Raw genomic sequence first — 14,630 nt, forward strand, 5'->3', positions numbered from 1 at the left:
GTTTTACCGACGTCTATTTGTCCCAGTCGCCGACGATATCTTTTTTCTTTATCTTCTCCAGCAGGGTTGTTCGCTTGAGATTTAATAAACGAGCGGCCTCTTTCTTATTGCCATCGGTGAATTTCAGGGCCTGGACAATGAGCTGGGTTTCAAAATCATTGATCAGCCCATTGAAATCTATCGTGCCGTTTTCCCAGGCAACATGCTGTACAGCTGCCTGCTGCCTGGCCTGGCTTGCTGCTTGCTCCATGGCACCCTTCTCCAGGGTGACGTCCTCCATCTCCGGAATGACGACATTATGAAACTTTTCCGGGAGATCTTTCAACTCGACCTGCCTACCGCTGTAGAGAATGGTCATATGCTGCATGAGGTTCTCCAACTCCCGCACATTGCCGCGCCATTGGTAATGATGAATCGCCGCCAGCGCCCGGGGGGCAAAGGTGAACCGTTCTCTGCCACGGTTTTCGGCGAATTTTTCAAAAAAAGCATCGATCAGTAGAGGAATGTCCTCAGGTCTTTCTCTGAGGGTAGGGATGTGCAGAGGAACGACACTGAGACGATAGTAGAGGTCCTCCCTGAACCGACCTTCGCTGACCATTTTCTCGAGGTCGCAGTGGGTTGCCGCCAGAATACGTGTATTGACCGGAACGGCTTGAAAAGCACCGACCGGCTCAAATTCCTTTTCCTGGATGACCCGCAGCAGTTTAGCCTGCAGGGCTGATTTCATGTCGCCGATTTCATCGAGAAAGAGTGTCCCCTGGTCGGCATACTGGATTCTGCCGGGTTTGTTGGCTGTTGCCCCGGTAAAGGCGCCTTTCGTGTAGCCGAAGAGCTCGCTCTCAAGGAGGTCATCGGGTATCGCCGCACAGTTTACCGGCACAAAATTTTTGCCGCGTCTTTTACTCTCGGTATGAATGGCTTTGGCAACCATCTCTTTGCCGGTTCCTGATTCCCCCCTGATGAGAACGGTGGAAATATCATCTTCGGCCACCCGGGTAATTAAGTCAAAAAGCTGTCGCATAGGCCGACTGGCCCCGATCATGCCATGAAACGGCACATGTTTTGTTGAAGGAGATACCATGTAATTATTCAGGCAGACGCGTCTATATTGATTTGTTCCCGGAGATCTTCTCAGAGAGAAGATTGCATCAAGTCAGCAAGTTTACTGGAGGTTCTTCTCATATTGAGGCTGAGTAAGCGGGCAATTTTTTGAATCATCTTAATGCCCAGAGGCGGATATTTTTCAGCCAGGATCTCGAACCCTTTGTCGGTAAGTGTTACCATGGTGGTGGCCTGTCTGGCTATGACGGTTGCTGATCTCGGTGACTTATCAATAACTGCCATCTCACCAATGGAACTGCCTTTCGTCAGCCGGGCCAGGGTAATATTTTCGCCGGTCTCGGCTTTTTTCTGCACCTCCAGAATACCGGTTACGACAAAACCCATAAACGTTCCCTGATCTCCTTCAATGAAAAGATATTCTCCACGCTGCAAATGAATAAAGCTCATATGTTTGGCGAAGACCGAAAGCTCGTCTACATTGAAGCTTGAAAAAATAGGCAGATTAATCAGAAAAGATCTGGTCTCTTCTTCGCTGACGCTCATTTCTCTTGGTGGCATAACCTTACGTATTCGTTACATGCTTTCATTTTAAGAAGGGATCCTGGTTTAATTCCCGTTTACCAGGGGTATATCGGCATATCATTTGCTCGAGACTCATCTTGTGAAAGACGTCTCTCTTGGAACCAGCATATCACATCAAAAGATATAAAAACAATAGTGATGGCGGTGTAAAAACATTTCATCTGCTTCGTTGCCGCACATACTCCTCTAAACGAGACTAAAGATCAATACTGCTTTTCCTTTGCTGCGGAATTGGCTATCTTACATGCATTACCGGCTCCATTCAATTTCTCCCTCAACAGGTGCTGTCGTTCATGATCGGAAAACTCCTCCTCTGTCTCGTATTTCTTTTTTCGACAAGTATTATCCAGATACAGGCAGGGGGCCAGGCGACGGAGACTTTTTTCGGTTCGGTAACAAAAATTATCGATGGCGATTCCCTGCTTATTGCTTCCGGGAAAAAAAACATCGAGGTTCGTCTGTATGGCGTCGATTGCCCTGAATATAATCAGCCATTTTCACATCAAGCAAAGGCAATGGCAAGAAAGCAGGTCGTCGGCAAAAGAGTTCTGGTGCAGCCGCAGTACTATGATGCTTACGGCAGACTGGTGGCGATTGTCGGCTATGACGATCAAACATTGAACAGTGCACTGGTTGGGGCCGGTCTTGCCTGGGTGTATCCGCGTTATTGTCGAAAGAAAATTTGTCAATCCTGGCAAAAATTGGAAGATACGGCAAGGGAGAACAACAGGGGGCTGTGGAGTGCGACGCAACCAGTATCCCCCTGGAAATGGAAGCGAGGCAAGCATAGCAACTGAGCACAGGGTGCATCGGCTTTGCAGTACCGCCGTAACTGAGCCGGTCGTTTCGTGCAGAGCAGGAAATCAGTGGTAACTCTGCGGGAGCGATGGTAATCATCTTATTTCCCCCTCATCATGGCCAGATCATGACGGCACTGGCGGCAAGTGCATCACCATCCAGATCTTTACCGTCATCACTGATTACCTTTGCGGCAGCACTTGGCACTGCATCGGGTTTTGTTTTCGATTTCGACTGCTTCTCACCGGTCGACGGAGAAAATGTGCAATCGCTATGGCGTTCAAAGGGGTGAGGTGTGATGAAATATCCACCGCATTGCTGTTTTGCACATCTTCAAGCAACCTCTGCAGTTGATCCGCGGCAATCAGCAGAACGTTGATTGGTTCCGGCGTGGGAAGAAGCTTCTTGCTGCGAATCATCCCGAGAACAGTTTCTGCCGCACGCGATAGATCCTCAATGGTCGTCAGAGCCATAAATCCAGCGCCGTCGCCCTTTATGGAGTGGGCTGCGTAAAAAACCTTGTTGACAAGGCCTGCATCGATGTTGCTCCGCCGTTGCTTCAACGGGCAGAAAAATGCGGATAATCGCGATGAAAGGGAATGATAGTGTCTCCCTTGCGGCTTACAGGTGGCCAACAAGAAGGTTTGAAAACAAGCGCTCGACAAAGCCTGATTTTAAACCGTCTTGTTGATAGTTACCTGCCGCGGGCGGAAAAGATCAGGTGGTGCTTATGCCGCGCCCTGCTGGATGTCAAGGAGCGTCAGTTCGTAGGTCAGGTGATGCCCGGCGAGTGGATGGTTATAATCAACGGTGATCTGTGAACCTTCAACAGAAATAACCGTGGCCGGAACCTTCTGCTCGACACCGTCTTTGTCGATTTTCAGGGCGAGAATCATGCCTGGTTTCGGCTGCAGCGCATCGACCATTTTTTGACTATCGATGGTCTGCAGAAGATCCTTCTGGCGAGGCCCAAAGCCTTCTTCCGGAGGAATGCGGATTTTACGACGTTCCCCGACCGTCATCTGGAGCAGCGTCTGTTCGACGGTCGGCGGGAGATCGTTGTTGCCGATATGGGTACGAAGGGGATCCTGCTCTTCGACAGTGAAAAATATTTCGCCATTGTCCAGTTTTCCTACGAGTGCAAGTGATACCATGGCCTTCTGCGTGGGGTGTGACATAACAAACTCCTTGTTTTTGTACAAACTAAAAAAATACAACATAATTGAAGAGTAAGAAAATTGAGTGGCATAATATAGGAGATGAACAACTTTATGCAAGGGGATAGCTTAAAAACTGTGAAATCTGTCACTGTACCTTGACAAAGCAGAAAGAGCTGTCTAATTTAATCATCTTTTCGCCTGCTGTTGCGGCTCATTTTTTCCGTCAGGTGGGAAGCGTGTCGAAGCGGCTGGAAAAGAGGGAAAAAAATCTTTGCAATGAAGCTGAACAAAACCATTAATTACACCATAATTATTTATTAATTTCCATGATATCCTTAAATTTCGCCAAAACCACCGATGGACTTCTGCCGGCAATCGTGCAGGATTATCAGACAAAAGAAGTACTGATGCTCGCCTATATAAATAAAGAGGCATGGGAAAAAACCCAGGAAACCGGCAAGGCACATTACTGGAGTCGCTCGAGAAATCAACTGTGGCTGAAAGGTGAAACCTCTGGACATGTGCAGATTATCCAGGCGATTCTGGTTGATTGTGACGACGATACGGTCATCTATCAGGTTGAGCAGCTTGGCGGTGCGGCCTGTCATACCGGTCATCGGTCCTGCTTTTTCCGCCGGCTGCAGGGCAACGACCTGGTTGTTCAGGGAGAAAAAGTATTTGATCCGGCGGCAGTCTACGGTAAAAAGTGATGGCTTAGAGTTTTAAAATAATGATTTGAAGTTGCGGGAGATATGACGATGGAGCAGTTGAAATTGGGTTTACCGAAGGGCAGTCTGGAAAATGCGACGATTGAGCTTTTTGAAAAAGCCGGCTGGCTTATCAAGCCTGCCGCCAGGAACTATTTTCCGAAAATCGATGATCCTGAGCTGGATTGCTCGATTTGTCGGCCCCAGGAAATGTCCCGTTACGTGGAAGATGGGATGCTTGATGCAGGGATCACCGGGAAGGACTGGACCATGGAAAACATGTCCGATACCGTGCTGGTCTGCGATCTGGTCTATTCCAAGGTGAGTAAGAGACCGACCAGGTGGGTTATCGCCGTGGCCGGGGATTCTGCCATCAAAACCATTGAGGATCTCGAAGGGAAAAAGATCTCCACCGAGCTGGTCAATGTCACCAGGCGTTTTTTCGAAGAGAGGAACATTCATGTGGCAATAGAGTTCTCGTGGGGGGCAACCGAGGCGAAGGTGGTCGCAGGTCTCGCCGATGCCATCGTCGAGGTGACTGAAACGGAAAGCACCATCCGGGCGCACGGACTGCGCATTATCCATGAATTGATGCAGTCCAATACCCAGTTCATTGCCAATAAAGAGGCCTGGAATGATCCGTGGAAACGGGAAAAAATCGAAAACATTGCCCTGCTGCTGCAGGGCGCTTTGAATGCCGATCGAATCGTCGGGCTGAAAATGAACGTGGCCAGTGCCAGACTTGATGATATTGTCGCCATTCTGCCGTCCCTCAATGCCCCGACGGTGGCGAGTCTCTATAATCAAGACTGGTATTCCGTTGAGACCGTTGTTTCCGAAGATATTGTCAGGGATCTTATCCCCCAGTTAAAGAAAATGGGTGCGGAAGGCATTATTGAATATCCCCTGAATAAAATTATTTCGTGATCTTCCTCCAAGGAGAAGAGTATGGATTTTTCCAAAATAGAATTTCTCCTGAGCGTGCATAGTCTCAAACAGCTTCCTCCGCTTGAGTTGCCTGAAATAGCCTTTGCCGGTCGATCCAATGTCGGCAAATCGAGTCTTATCAATACACTGACCGGACGAAAAAGTCTGGTCAAGGTGAGTGCCCGGCCCGGGAAAACACAAGGCCTGAACTATTTCCGGGTAGGCGATCATTTTTTTCTGGTGGACCTTCCCGGCTATGGCTTTGCCAAGGTTCCCAAGGTGATGCAGAACAATTGGCAGTCTTTGATATCGACCTATCTGGAAAAGCGGGAAACTCTCAAGTGTGTAGTCGTCATCATGGACATTCGCCATGAACCGAAGACCCAGGACACCCAATTGATTCAGTGGCTGAAGCAGAATGCCATTCCCTGCCTGCCGGTGTATACGAAAATAGATAAGGTCTCCGGGAGCATCAGAGAAAAAAATGCCAGGCTTCTTGATGCCGGCCACACCTTTAGCGCCGAGGAGAGAATATTGTTTTCGGCAAAAACCGGCCAGGGACGAGAACAGCTCGTCGCGGCCTTGACGAGGTTTGTTAACGCATAGTAGAAGAAAACCGACTGCAGTAGTGTACATGAGAAGGAGACGCGATGCAGGAATTGTCCAAATCACAGAAAGCGCGACATGCCATACGAACCTTTAAAATTTTAGCTGACTCGCTGTCTCTCCAGGGATCGTATCGGCCCTCCGGGAAGATTGGCGAAAAATTGACCGAAGCTTTGAAGCAGCTCAGCCCGGAAATCTATGGTTCGATGACCGATGCGAGAATTGTCGAGCTGAAAGGACTGGAATATGTCATCGACAGAATGCCTCGAGGTATTGAGAATTGCAGCAGAATCATTCTCACTGCCCAGGAAGATTTTAAGGAAACCTCCTTTACGAAAATTGTTCCGCTCAAAAGGCGCAGAGTCTCCTACGCCGTTTCAAAAAATGAAGTCTGTTTTGTTATTACCACGGGAAAGAGTGAAATCTATGACATCCTGACGCATATAACCTTTCTGAATATTGAGGCGCAAAAGATCTATCGGCAGGCGAGAATGAGAGTCGACGAAGTGAGCTCGGAATGGCTGGAGCTTGAGCGAATTGTTGCAAAGGAAAAGATCCTGAACAACGAGGAGCTGGAGCAGGCTATCTGGAACCTGTCGATTGTTTTGGGACGAACCTACAAGGAGACGCGGGAAACATACGATTATCTAGAAAAAAACAGGATAGAACACAACACCAACAACGGTCTTTTTAACATAATATATGGTATCGGCAAAAGAGTCATGGATGAACGGACCGTTGTTAATAATGAACTGACCGTCTATTTCACGCCATCTTTACATGAAATGATCGATCACCAGAAGTATGCAACCCTCTGGGCCGAAAAATTGAAAGAATCAATAGGACGGTTGCACTATCAGGGTCGGCCGGTTCATGTGATCAGTGCCAACATGCATTCGATGCGGAATTTGCTTTTTGGACCGAAAGTTCTGGCGGACGCAGGAGTGCGTGTCCCTGATAATATATATGACATGGTCAGAGCCGTTCGGGATAAAGAAATTTCTCTCCATACATTCACCGAGGAGCGAGGCTTTGTCTATCAGCAGGACGAATCAGGCTCAAATATGGATGTGAATATTATTGATCTTTCCCTCCTCGACGAGAGACATCTCCACCCATCGCTGAAAATCAATTTTGATTTCATCAAGGAGACGGAGCCGGTTCTTCTCGTTATCGATTATGCTTTCGGGACTCAGGCTTTTGATATTATGGATGAAATACTCAATCCCTTTCGTTTTAACGGGGAGGAGATTTCGTTGAACGTCAAATCGATTTCGATAATGGGCAAGGCCGGGGTTCTGCCTGGCAAAAAGGGCGATATTATGCTTGCTTCGGCGTATGTTATGGAAGGGACTGCCGACAATTATATCGTGCAAAACGATCTCACCGCCGCCGATTTTGATGGCTCCGTCGATGTTCATACCGGTCCGATGGTGACGGTGCTCGGCACCTCGCTGCAAAATCGCGATGTTTTGGAACGTTTTTATACGTCAAACTGGCAGGCCGTCGGACTGGAAATGGAAGGGGGACATTATCAGCGAGCGATAAGCGGGGCGATAATACAGCGACATATTCCTGCCGATATGAAGACCAGATATGCCTATTATGCATCAGACAACCCGATGGTCTCCGGCGAAACTTTGGCCTCCGGGCCGATGGGCGATGAAGGCATCGTCTCCACCTATATGATCTCCAAGGTAATTCTGGAAAAAATAACCAATCATGACGATACGGCAAAAAGCTGAAAGCAAAGGCAATCTGCTGTTTAATTTTTCACCCTGGCTTCTGGCAATCGCCTGCACCTTATTGCTGATTCTTCTGACCATCTTTGCCGTGAGCAACTACCAGCGGGAAAAAGAGTTGATCGTTGAGGCGATTGCCCAAAAAGGGCTGACCCTCATGCGGTTTATCAACAGTTCCGTGCGGGAATCGATCCGTGACAACCTGCGTACCTCTCGACAATGGGACCATTGGCAAGATCATATGCAGGCGGCAATGGAGCAGGCGGTTGAGCAGCCCGGGGTGGAATTTGTTGTGCTCATCGATGCTGCGGGTACCGTCTTGTCGGGAGCTGGAAAAAATCTGCCGGAGAATACCGTTGATGCCGACAGCCTGGCTTTTGCCGGTGTTCTGCGTGCCGATAATGCCGGTCGATTTGTAACACGTATAATCAAAGATGCAGACAAAGACAAGAAAAAGTTCCAGATAGCCGCCTGGTATATGCCGCCAACCATGCGAGATGCGCTGCATGGTCCTCCCGATGGGTCTCCCCGTAGAGGCCAGATGATGATGCGCGGGTTGAGCCAGCACCCTCAATTTGGTCTGGTACAGCAGGAGATGGAACGACTGCTTGAAACGCGACCCATATATATCGTCCAGCTGGATTTTGAACAGTTCAATTCGCCGCTGAATCGTCAGTTGCTGCAGATTATCATATTGCTTGTCGTTATTTTTCTTGTCGGCTTAGGTGGAACGCTCTCGTTTGCAACCTTGAAAGGATTAAAAGGTTCCCAGCGGCGTCTCGGTAAAATGACGGCCTTTACCGATATGCTCGTTTCGTCTCTGCCGATTGGCTTGATTGCCACGGATAGCAGTGATGTCATCCAGGTCTATAATGATTCGGCAAAGGAGCTCATTGGCTCTGCTACGGACAAGGTCATCGGCGGCAGACCGCAGCTTTGTCTGCCGGCAAAACTGGCACAGATGTTTTCCGGCAAGGAAATGGGCGGCCCCATCGTGCGTCAGACTGAGATCCATCTGACTCGTCTGCCAGAAAAAGACCAGACCTTGCAGCTTGCCTCCATGGTAGTCTTGGACGACAGTGGCGGTTTTGCCGGCGAGGTTTTGCTTATCAGGGACCTGACAACGGTGAAGCGGCTTGAAAAAGAACTGCGGCGCAGCGAACGGCTGGCGGCTCTTGGGAAAATGGCCGCGGGGGTCGCCCACGAACTGCGCAATCCTTTGAGTTCTATTAAAGGGCTTGCGGTAGTATTGAAGTCAAATTTCTCGCATACCAGCAAGGAGGCGGAGACCGCTGATATTCTGGTCAAGGAGGTCGAACGGCTCAACCGCAGCATCGGAGAATTGCTTGATTATGCCAAGCCGGCGCAACTGAAGCGGGAGAGGGCTTCCGTTACCGAAATCATCGAAAAGACCGTCTCGCTGGTGCAGGTCGATGCAGAGTCCTTCGGCATCGCTCTTCGTCTGGAGATGGACGATGATCTGCCCCAGGTTATGCTTGACAAAGATAAGATGAATCAGGTGTTTCTCAACCTGTTCCTGAATGCCATTCAGGCAATGGAGGATGGCGGCGAGTTGCTCGTGGCGACGGAACATGATGCACGGAGAATTCTCATAACAGTCCGCGATAACGGGGTGGGAATCCTGCCGGAAAACCTGGGCCGGGTATTTGATCCATATTTTACAACCAAAAACGATGGGACCGGCTTGGGTCTGGCCATGTCAGCAAAAATTGTTGAGGAACATGGCGGATGGATGGAGCTGAGCAGCGTTGCCGGCAGCTATACGGAGGTTCGGGTGATTTTGCCGTTGCCTGAGGATGGCGTGTAACAGATGGCTGCCCAGCCATTGTCAAGCTGTAACATTCTTATCATTGTTTACACTTTGTGTACAAACAACAAAGTAAGTTTACAATACGGCAACGACGACTTTGTATTGGTGCCGAAGAGCCTCTAGGCATATTGCATCGTATACAGCATTTCATATTCACCCTTCTGGGCAATGAGTGAATCGTGAGTACCCTGTTCGACGATAACGCCGTCCTTGATGACGATGATTCTGTCGGCATTTTTAATTGTCGACAGGCGATGGGCAATAACCAGGGTCGTTCGGTCTTTCATCAAATTTTCCAGAGCATTCTGTACTTCTCGCTCCGACTCGGTATCGAGGGCGGAGGTTGCCTCATCGAGTATCAAAATGGGGGCGTTTTTCAGAATGGCCCTGGCTATGGCTATGCGCTGGCGCTGTCCTCCGGACAGACGCGCCCCGCCTTCGCCGATCATGGTGTCAAAGCCTTTGGGCAGTGCCGTAATAAAGTCATAGGCATGAGCCGCCTTTGCCGCCTCAAGGATCTTTTGTTCCGGTGCCTCTTGATCGCCGTAGGCGATATTGTTACGTACGGTATCGTTGAAGAGGATGGTCTGCTGGGTCACCATGGCAATCTGATTTCGCAGTGACGCTACGGTGACGTCTCTGATATCTCTTCCGTCGATGACAATGCTCCCTTCCTTCAGATCAAGAAAGCGGGGAATCAGGTTGGTCAGTGTCGTCTTGCCGCCGCCGCTCGGGCCAACAATGGCCAGGGCCTGTCCGGCCGGCACGATCAGATTTATATTTGACAGAATAGGTTCTTCTTCGTTGTAGCAAAAGCGTATATTCTTACATTCGATACGGTCGGAAAAGGGCGGCAGGGTGACGGCATCTTTTTTATCGCGGATTTCCGGTTCAATGTCAAGAATAGCAAAAACACGGGCCGCGGCGGCCAGTCCCTGCTGGATTGTCGAGTTGATTTTTGTCACGTTTTTAACCGGTTCGTAGGCGGCAATAAGCGCTGTCAGAAAGGCAAAAAACGTTCCCGGCGTCATGTCTCCGCCGATAACCTCTTTGCCGCCGAACCAGATAATCAAGGCGATGGCGCCGCCGCCGATAAATTCCATCATTGGATGCTGCAGGCAGCGGTATTTGGCATCTTTCATGGTTAAAACAAAGAGGCGGGTGACCTGGCCCTGAAATCGTTTGCCCTCGTAGGCCTCTTTGGTGAATGCCTTGACGATGCGGTTGCCGGTGATTGTTTCGTGGAGGATGTTGGAGACGTGGGCGACCTCTTCCTGGGTTGACGTGCTTATTTTTCTGAATAAGCGACCAAACTTGACTATTGGATAGGCGGCGATCGGCAGGACGATAAAGGTGATCATGGCCAGTCTCCAGTTCATAACAAAAACAACCCCGAGCAGAATGACTACCTGAAAAAAATCGCGGACAGCTCCGACAAGCGCCTTTGATACCGCCTGCTGGATTAGTGCTACATCGGAAATTACCCGGGACATCAGCGTGCCGGTGGGCATCTTATTGAAAAAGGAGAGCGACTGTTTATGGATGTGGTTGAAGATATCCAGCCGAAAGTCACGGATAACCGACTGACCCACCTGTTCCAGCAGAATGGAATAGATATAATAGACGACACCTTTCAGGAAAAAAATAAGCAGCAGAACCAGAGGCAGGAGTTCCAGGTAAAACGTGTTCTTCTCAATAAATATTTTGTCGAGAACGTCTTTCACCAGCCAGGTCTGCGCGCCGGTTCCGGCTGAAACACAGATCATCGCCAGCATGGCAATGATGAGTTTTACCTGATAAGGATGTATAACTTCATATAATCGCTTGAAAATATCTTTGTTGGTCATGGGGATGATGGGCGGTGGAAATGAAAAAGGCAGAGAGAAACTGACCCTGGCAAACGGGGTAAGTGCCTTCACTGCCGAAGGTTATCTGGTTGTTTATGGCAAAACGTTCCTAGTATTACACCAGTGTCGACAATTACTGAAGAACTATTTAATTCCGCGGCAAAGAGTGGGACTCGGTTCTGTGTCCGCTTGTCGGGCAGACCTTCCCTGGCCGGTCACTAAAAAAATATCTGCCGGAAGGATCGCTTTACCGGGGAATAGCCCTTTTTACTCCAGAGGCGATGAAAGAGGCTGAACCACTGTTCCGGATATCGCCTGATGAAAGGTTCATAGAGGTGGATGCACCGTGTGCAGATATCTTTAATGTTGTCGTCGTTTATTTCACTATAGCTGGGGAGATCGACTGTGTCGAAATCAATATGTAACTCTCCGTCCCGCATATAATAGACGCTGGTCATAACCGGCGCCCCTGAACGCAGATGCAGTATTGCCGAGCCTTTGGCGCAGGAGAGCGGCTGGTTGAAAAAATTGATACTGATGCCGGTGCCGGAATATCGCTGGTCGAGACTGACGATAAGTATTCTGTTGTCCGTCAGAGCCTGTTGGTAAACCTTCATGCCGTCTCGACTGCTCAACTGCTGCAGGCTGGTGCCGTAGTGTCTGCGCTGACGAACGAAAAACTGGTCGGAGAGAGGATTACTCTGTTTCTTGTAGATAAGACTGGTCGGCAGGCCGGACATATTGAACCAGGCAAAGTATGCTTCAAACCAGCTGGCATGGATTGTCGTAAGAATCACCCCTTTTCCCTGTCCGAGCGCCTGTTCAAGTTTGTCTCGCCCGGAGATCCGGGCGTTTTTGATCAACGTCTTGAAGCTTTTTCGATGGAGGATAAATACCAGGCCGAATGTCCTGGTGAACTGGAGGTAGACTCGCCGCAGCAGGCGTATTTTCGCGGCATGATCCATCTCGGGAAAAACCGTTGAAAGGTTGTGGTAGGCAACCTTAAGACGAAAAGGGAAAACAACCCAGGTAAAGTAGCCGATGGCGGTGCAAAGAAAAAGAATGGCCGGAACAGGCAACAGATTGATGAAAAATATGGTACTTCTGAGTAAAGTATATTCGAGTCTGTATTTAAGTTTCATAGTGAAGTGGAGGCAGCCGTTCATTGAGGGATTATAAGAACTCCCTGGAGAAAAACCGGTAAACTACACCAGTCGTTCAAGGATTTAAAGCGCTTTTTAGAGCCCTGGCTTGTTTTCTGTTTACCGCGGTTGGCTAGAGTGTGATATGAGCTGTGGACAGGTGCCGGGAGGCGTGAAAACCTTGCATCATTCAAGAGGTTATGAGACAATTATATAAGAGGTACACTTCGTTTTCTAATTTCGACAGGGAGGGGATATATGAGCTTTATGAATGAAATTAAAAGAGTTGTCGTTCCGGTTGATTTCTCTGATAATTCAAAATTGATTGCTGAGTCCGCCGGCTACCTCGCCGGAAAATTTTCAGCATCGATGTATCTTGTCTTCATCGTGCAGAACTTTGAGGATTATTCCGGATTTTTTGTGCCCCAGATGACCCTGCCGACGCTGGAAGGGGAACTTGCCGAGAGCGCTGAGGTGAAAATGGCCTCGTTTCGCGAAGAGATGGTTGAATTCTGTGAAAAAGCCGGGGTAACGGAGCTGAACTACAAGGTTTTCATGGGCGATGTCGGCGAAAAAATTGTTGAATATGCCAATGAGATCGAGGCCGATCTCATCGTCATGGGCACCCATGGGTATAAAGGTCTGGAGAAGATAATGTTCGGTTCCGTGGCCGATAAGGTCGTGCGTGCCGCTGCCTGTCCGGTGATGACTATAAATCCCTACACCTGCTGCAGATAGGTTAGCAGGCGCAGGGCCGGCAAAACGGTCGACTCGATCAGTCCACCACGATCAACAGACCGTTTTTCGCTGCACTGTTTTCAGGTCGCGTTGTGCCGATCAGCGTGGCACAGGACAACCCCGGGAAGACATAACATTTGACCGGAATTCTGCCGAACTGTTCTGTCGGAAAAATGGTCTCGAGTTGCCCATGCCATTGCTCGGCCAGTGCCGTAAAGGCAGTGCTTGCTGTATCCTGTTGGGTGCAGGTATCTTGTTGCATAAGATCGTTAAGGTACGCATGTATGTGTAAGAGCAGCTCACTGTTTTGGTCACGGAATTTGAGCACTGATTGATACGCCTCCGCGCTGTTCCAGCCGATAAGACCCGGAAGCGCAAGCGTTGCCGCAAGCAGGGCGGGCTGGTTTGTTTTCTTTTCGTATGATTCCAGGAGAAGATCCCCGGCATCCTGGCTGGTGGTAAGAAATATCTCGCACTCCCCCATGTTACCTTCAAGAAAGAGGGTCTTCCAGGCGTTGCATCTTTTTTTCATATTGCCCGAATTGGCCGCGCCGAGATTGCTCTCGAGCCGGCTGAGTTCGGCAAAGGGATTCTCTTCTAGTTCGTCAATGTCGCCATGCAGTTCCTTGAAAAGTTCCGCCTGATCGTCTTCGAGCATGGCCAGGTTGCGGGCAATTTCTTCTTCTTCCCGGTCGAGGATCTCGGCGATGGCCAGCACCAGTCGCGCCTGCCAGAGTTTGCTGTCTTTATCCTCCTGCATCACTTTAACCTTCTCGGCATCGGGGCTAAATAAAGAACTCCTGATGGCTCGTTCGGAATCGTCATCCTGCGCGGATAGACTGGATGTGCCGGCGAGAATAAGAGAGCTCAACTGGGCGGCGTAATCATCTTTTCTCCTGCTGATATCTGCCACCAGATGGACAAACCGATCCCGGTTCTCGCCGAGTGGACAGGGAGTATGTACTTGACAGAATCCTGATTTAATGAAACTATCGGAGGATTCCTCGCCCGAGCCGGCGGAATCATCTTCCACCGGCCTGATGAGGTGCATCTTTTGAAATAATAGAAATATCGGATACTGGCGTATCGAGTAGAGATCCGTTCCCGGAAAATAGACAGCATTAAGTGAGTTCATATGGCAAGTATTAAAGGAAAAGTTTCGTTGTATCTTTCGGCTGCGGTCTATGTACTGTTTAACCTGCGCCTGGGAACAGATAGCAGTGCAACCCTGAAAGCGACCTTCTGGCAGATCGTCCAGACCGCGCCTTATGTCGCTGGTGTCACCTATGTTATAATCGCCCTCCTGCAGTATATGGCCGACGGTGAAAAACTCCCCTGGGACCGGCGTTTGCGCCTGTTTTTTGCAATCGGTATCATGGCCGGACTCGTCTACGGCATATATGAATACGCCGGCGTAGACGTCGGCAGCAAATAATACCTGGACGCAGTCACTCTGTCACCCGGTAAATGGAACAATCGACAGCCGGA

At 49.4% G+C, this 14,630-nt stretch carries 15 protein-coding genes; 8 read left to right on the forward strand and 7 right to left on the reverse strand.

Going from position 1 to position 14,630, the window contains the following annotated elements; translation table 11 throughout:
- Positions 1 to 13: 13 nt before the first annotated feature.
- Both ACYQ8U_RS12390 and ACYQ8U_RS12395 read right to left on the reverse strand, forming a co-directional pair.
- Positions 14 to 1,081 carry a sigma-54 interaction domain-containing protein gene (locus tag ACYQ8U_RS12390; RefSeq protein WP_459945855.1) on the reverse strand — a complete coding sequence of 356 codons (1,068 nt, stop codon included), beginning with the start codon at positions 1,079 to 1,081 and terminating at the stop codon, positions 14 to 16.
- A gap of 50 nt (positions 1,082 to 1,131) precedes the next feature.
- Complete coding sequence (locus ACYQ8U_RS12395) at positions 1,132 to 1,605, reverse strand: Crp/Fnr family transcriptional regulator (RefSeq protein ID WP_459945856.1); 474 nt, start codon at positions 1,603 to 1,605, stop codon at positions 1,132 to 1,134.
- Positions 1,606 to 1,937: 332 nt separating this feature from the next.
- On the opposite strand from ACYQ8U_RS12395, the gene ACYQ8U_RS12400 reads away from it, so the two are divergent.
- On the forward strand, positions 1,938 to 2,441 hold the full coding sequence (locus ACYQ8U_RS12400) for a thermonuclease family protein (protein WP_459945857.1): 504 nt from the start codon (positions 1,938 to 1,940) through the stop codon (positions 2,439 to 2,441).
- 183 nt (positions 2,442 to 2,624) lie between these two features.
- Here the strand turns inward: ACYQ8U_RS12400 and ACYQ8U_RS12405 are convergent, their stop codons facing one another.
- Both ACYQ8U_RS12405 and ACYQ8U_RS12410 read right to left on the reverse strand, forming a co-directional pair.
- Entirely contained in the window at positions 2,625 to 3,107 is a 483-nt protein-coding gene (locus ACYQ8U_RS12405) for an Hpt domain-containing protein (protein WP_459945858.1), read from the reverse strand.
- Between the two features lie 63 nt (positions 3,108 to 3,170).
- The gene (locus ACYQ8U_RS12410; RefSeq protein WP_459945859.1) at positions 3,171 to 3,620 is read right to left on the reverse strand and encodes an FKBP-type peptidyl-prolyl cis-trans isomerase; all 450 of its coding nucleotides are present in this window, start codon (positions 3,618 to 3,620) and stop codon (positions 3,171 to 3,173) included.
- A gap of 308 nt (positions 3,621 to 3,928) precedes the next feature.
- On the opposite strand from ACYQ8U_RS12410, the gene hisI reads away from it, so the two are divergent.
- The 5 genes from hisI to ACYQ8U_RS12435 are packed head-to-tail and all read left to right on the forward strand — an operon-like array spanning position 3,929 to position 9,412.
- Positions 3,929 to 4,312: a phosphoribosyl-AMP cyclohydrolase gene (gene hisI / locus ACYQ8U_RS12415; RefSeq protein ID WP_459945860.1), complete on the forward strand. Its 384-nt coding sequence runs from the start codon at positions 3,929 to 3,931 to the stop codon at positions 4,310 to 4,312.
- A 48-nt stretch (positions 4,313 to 4,360) separates the two neighbouring features.
- Positions 4,361 to 5,236 carry an ATP phosphoribosyltransferase gene (hisG, locus tag ACYQ8U_RS12420; RefSeq protein ID WP_459945861.1) on the forward strand — a complete coding sequence of 292 codons (876 nt, stop codon included), beginning with the start codon at positions 4,361 to 4,363 and terminating at the stop codon, positions 5,234 to 5,236.
- Between the two features lie 21 nt (positions 5,237 to 5,257).
- Positions 5,258 to 5,842: a ribosome biogenesis GTP-binding protein YihA/YsxC gene (yihA, locus tag ACYQ8U_RS12425; RefSeq protein WP_459945862.1), complete on the forward strand. Its 585-nt coding sequence runs from the start codon at positions 5,258 to 5,260 to the stop codon at positions 5,840 to 5,842.
- Between the two features lie 44 nt (positions 5,843 to 5,886).
- The gene (locus tag ACYQ8U_RS12430; RefSeq protein ID WP_459945863.1) at positions 5,887 to 7,587 is read left to right on the forward strand and encodes a DUF6909 family protein; all 1,701 of its coding nucleotides are present in this window, start codon (positions 5,887 to 5,889) and stop codon (positions 7,585 to 7,587) included.
- A complete protein-coding gene (locus ACYQ8U_RS12435) occupies positions 7,565 to 9,412 on the forward strand; it encodes a two-component system sensor histidine kinase NtrB (RefSeq protein WP_459945864.1) in 1,848 nt (615 codons plus the stop codon). Before ACYQ8U_RS12430 ends, ACYQ8U_RS12435 begins: the two co-directional genes overlap by 23 nt.
- Positions 9,413 to 9,534: 122 nt before the next feature.
- Here the strand turns inward: ACYQ8U_RS12435 and msbA are convergent, their stop codons facing one another.
- Positions 9,535 to 11,262 carry a lipid A export permease/ATP-binding protein MsbA gene (msbA, locus tag ACYQ8U_RS12440; RefSeq protein WP_459945931.1) on the reverse strand — a complete coding sequence of 576 codons (1,728 nt, stop codon included), beginning with the start codon at positions 11,260 to 11,262 and terminating at the stop codon, positions 9,535 to 9,537.
- A 218-nt stretch (positions 11,263 to 11,480) separates the two neighbouring features.
- On the reverse strand, positions 11,481 to 12,404 hold the full coding sequence (locus ACYQ8U_RS12445) for a lysophospholipid acyltransferase family protein (RefSeq protein WP_459945865.1): 924 nt from the start codon (positions 12,402 to 12,404) through the stop codon (positions 11,481 to 11,483).
- Positions 12,405 to 12,662: 258 nt separating this feature from the next.
- Here ACYQ8U_RS12445 and ACYQ8U_RS12450 point away from each other — a divergent pair, with 258 nt between their 5' ends.
- Positions 12,663 to 13,142: a universal stress protein gene (locus tag ACYQ8U_RS12450; RefSeq protein WP_459945866.1), complete on the forward strand. Its 480-nt coding sequence runs from the start codon at positions 12,663 to 12,665 to the stop codon at positions 13,140 to 13,142.
- 37 nt (positions 13,143 to 13,179) lie between these two features.
- On the opposite strand, the gene ACYQ8U_RS12455 is transcribed toward ACYQ8U_RS12450, so the two are convergent.
- A complete protein-coding gene (locus ACYQ8U_RS12455; protein ID WP_459945867.1) occupies positions 13,180 to 14,277 on the reverse strand; it encodes a hypothetical protein in 1,098 nt (365 codons plus the stop codon).
- Between ACYQ8U_RS12455 and ACYQ8U_RS12460 the strand changes: the two genes are divergently transcribed.
- Positions 14,278 to 14,577: a hypothetical protein gene (locus ACYQ8U_RS12460; protein ID WP_459945868.1), complete on the forward strand. Its 300-nt coding sequence runs from the start codon at positions 14,278 to 14,280 to the stop codon at positions 14,575 to 14,577.
- Positions 14,578 to 14,630: the final 53 nt, after the last annotated feature.

It is taken from the genome of Desulfocastanea catecholica (genome assembly GCF_054657295.1).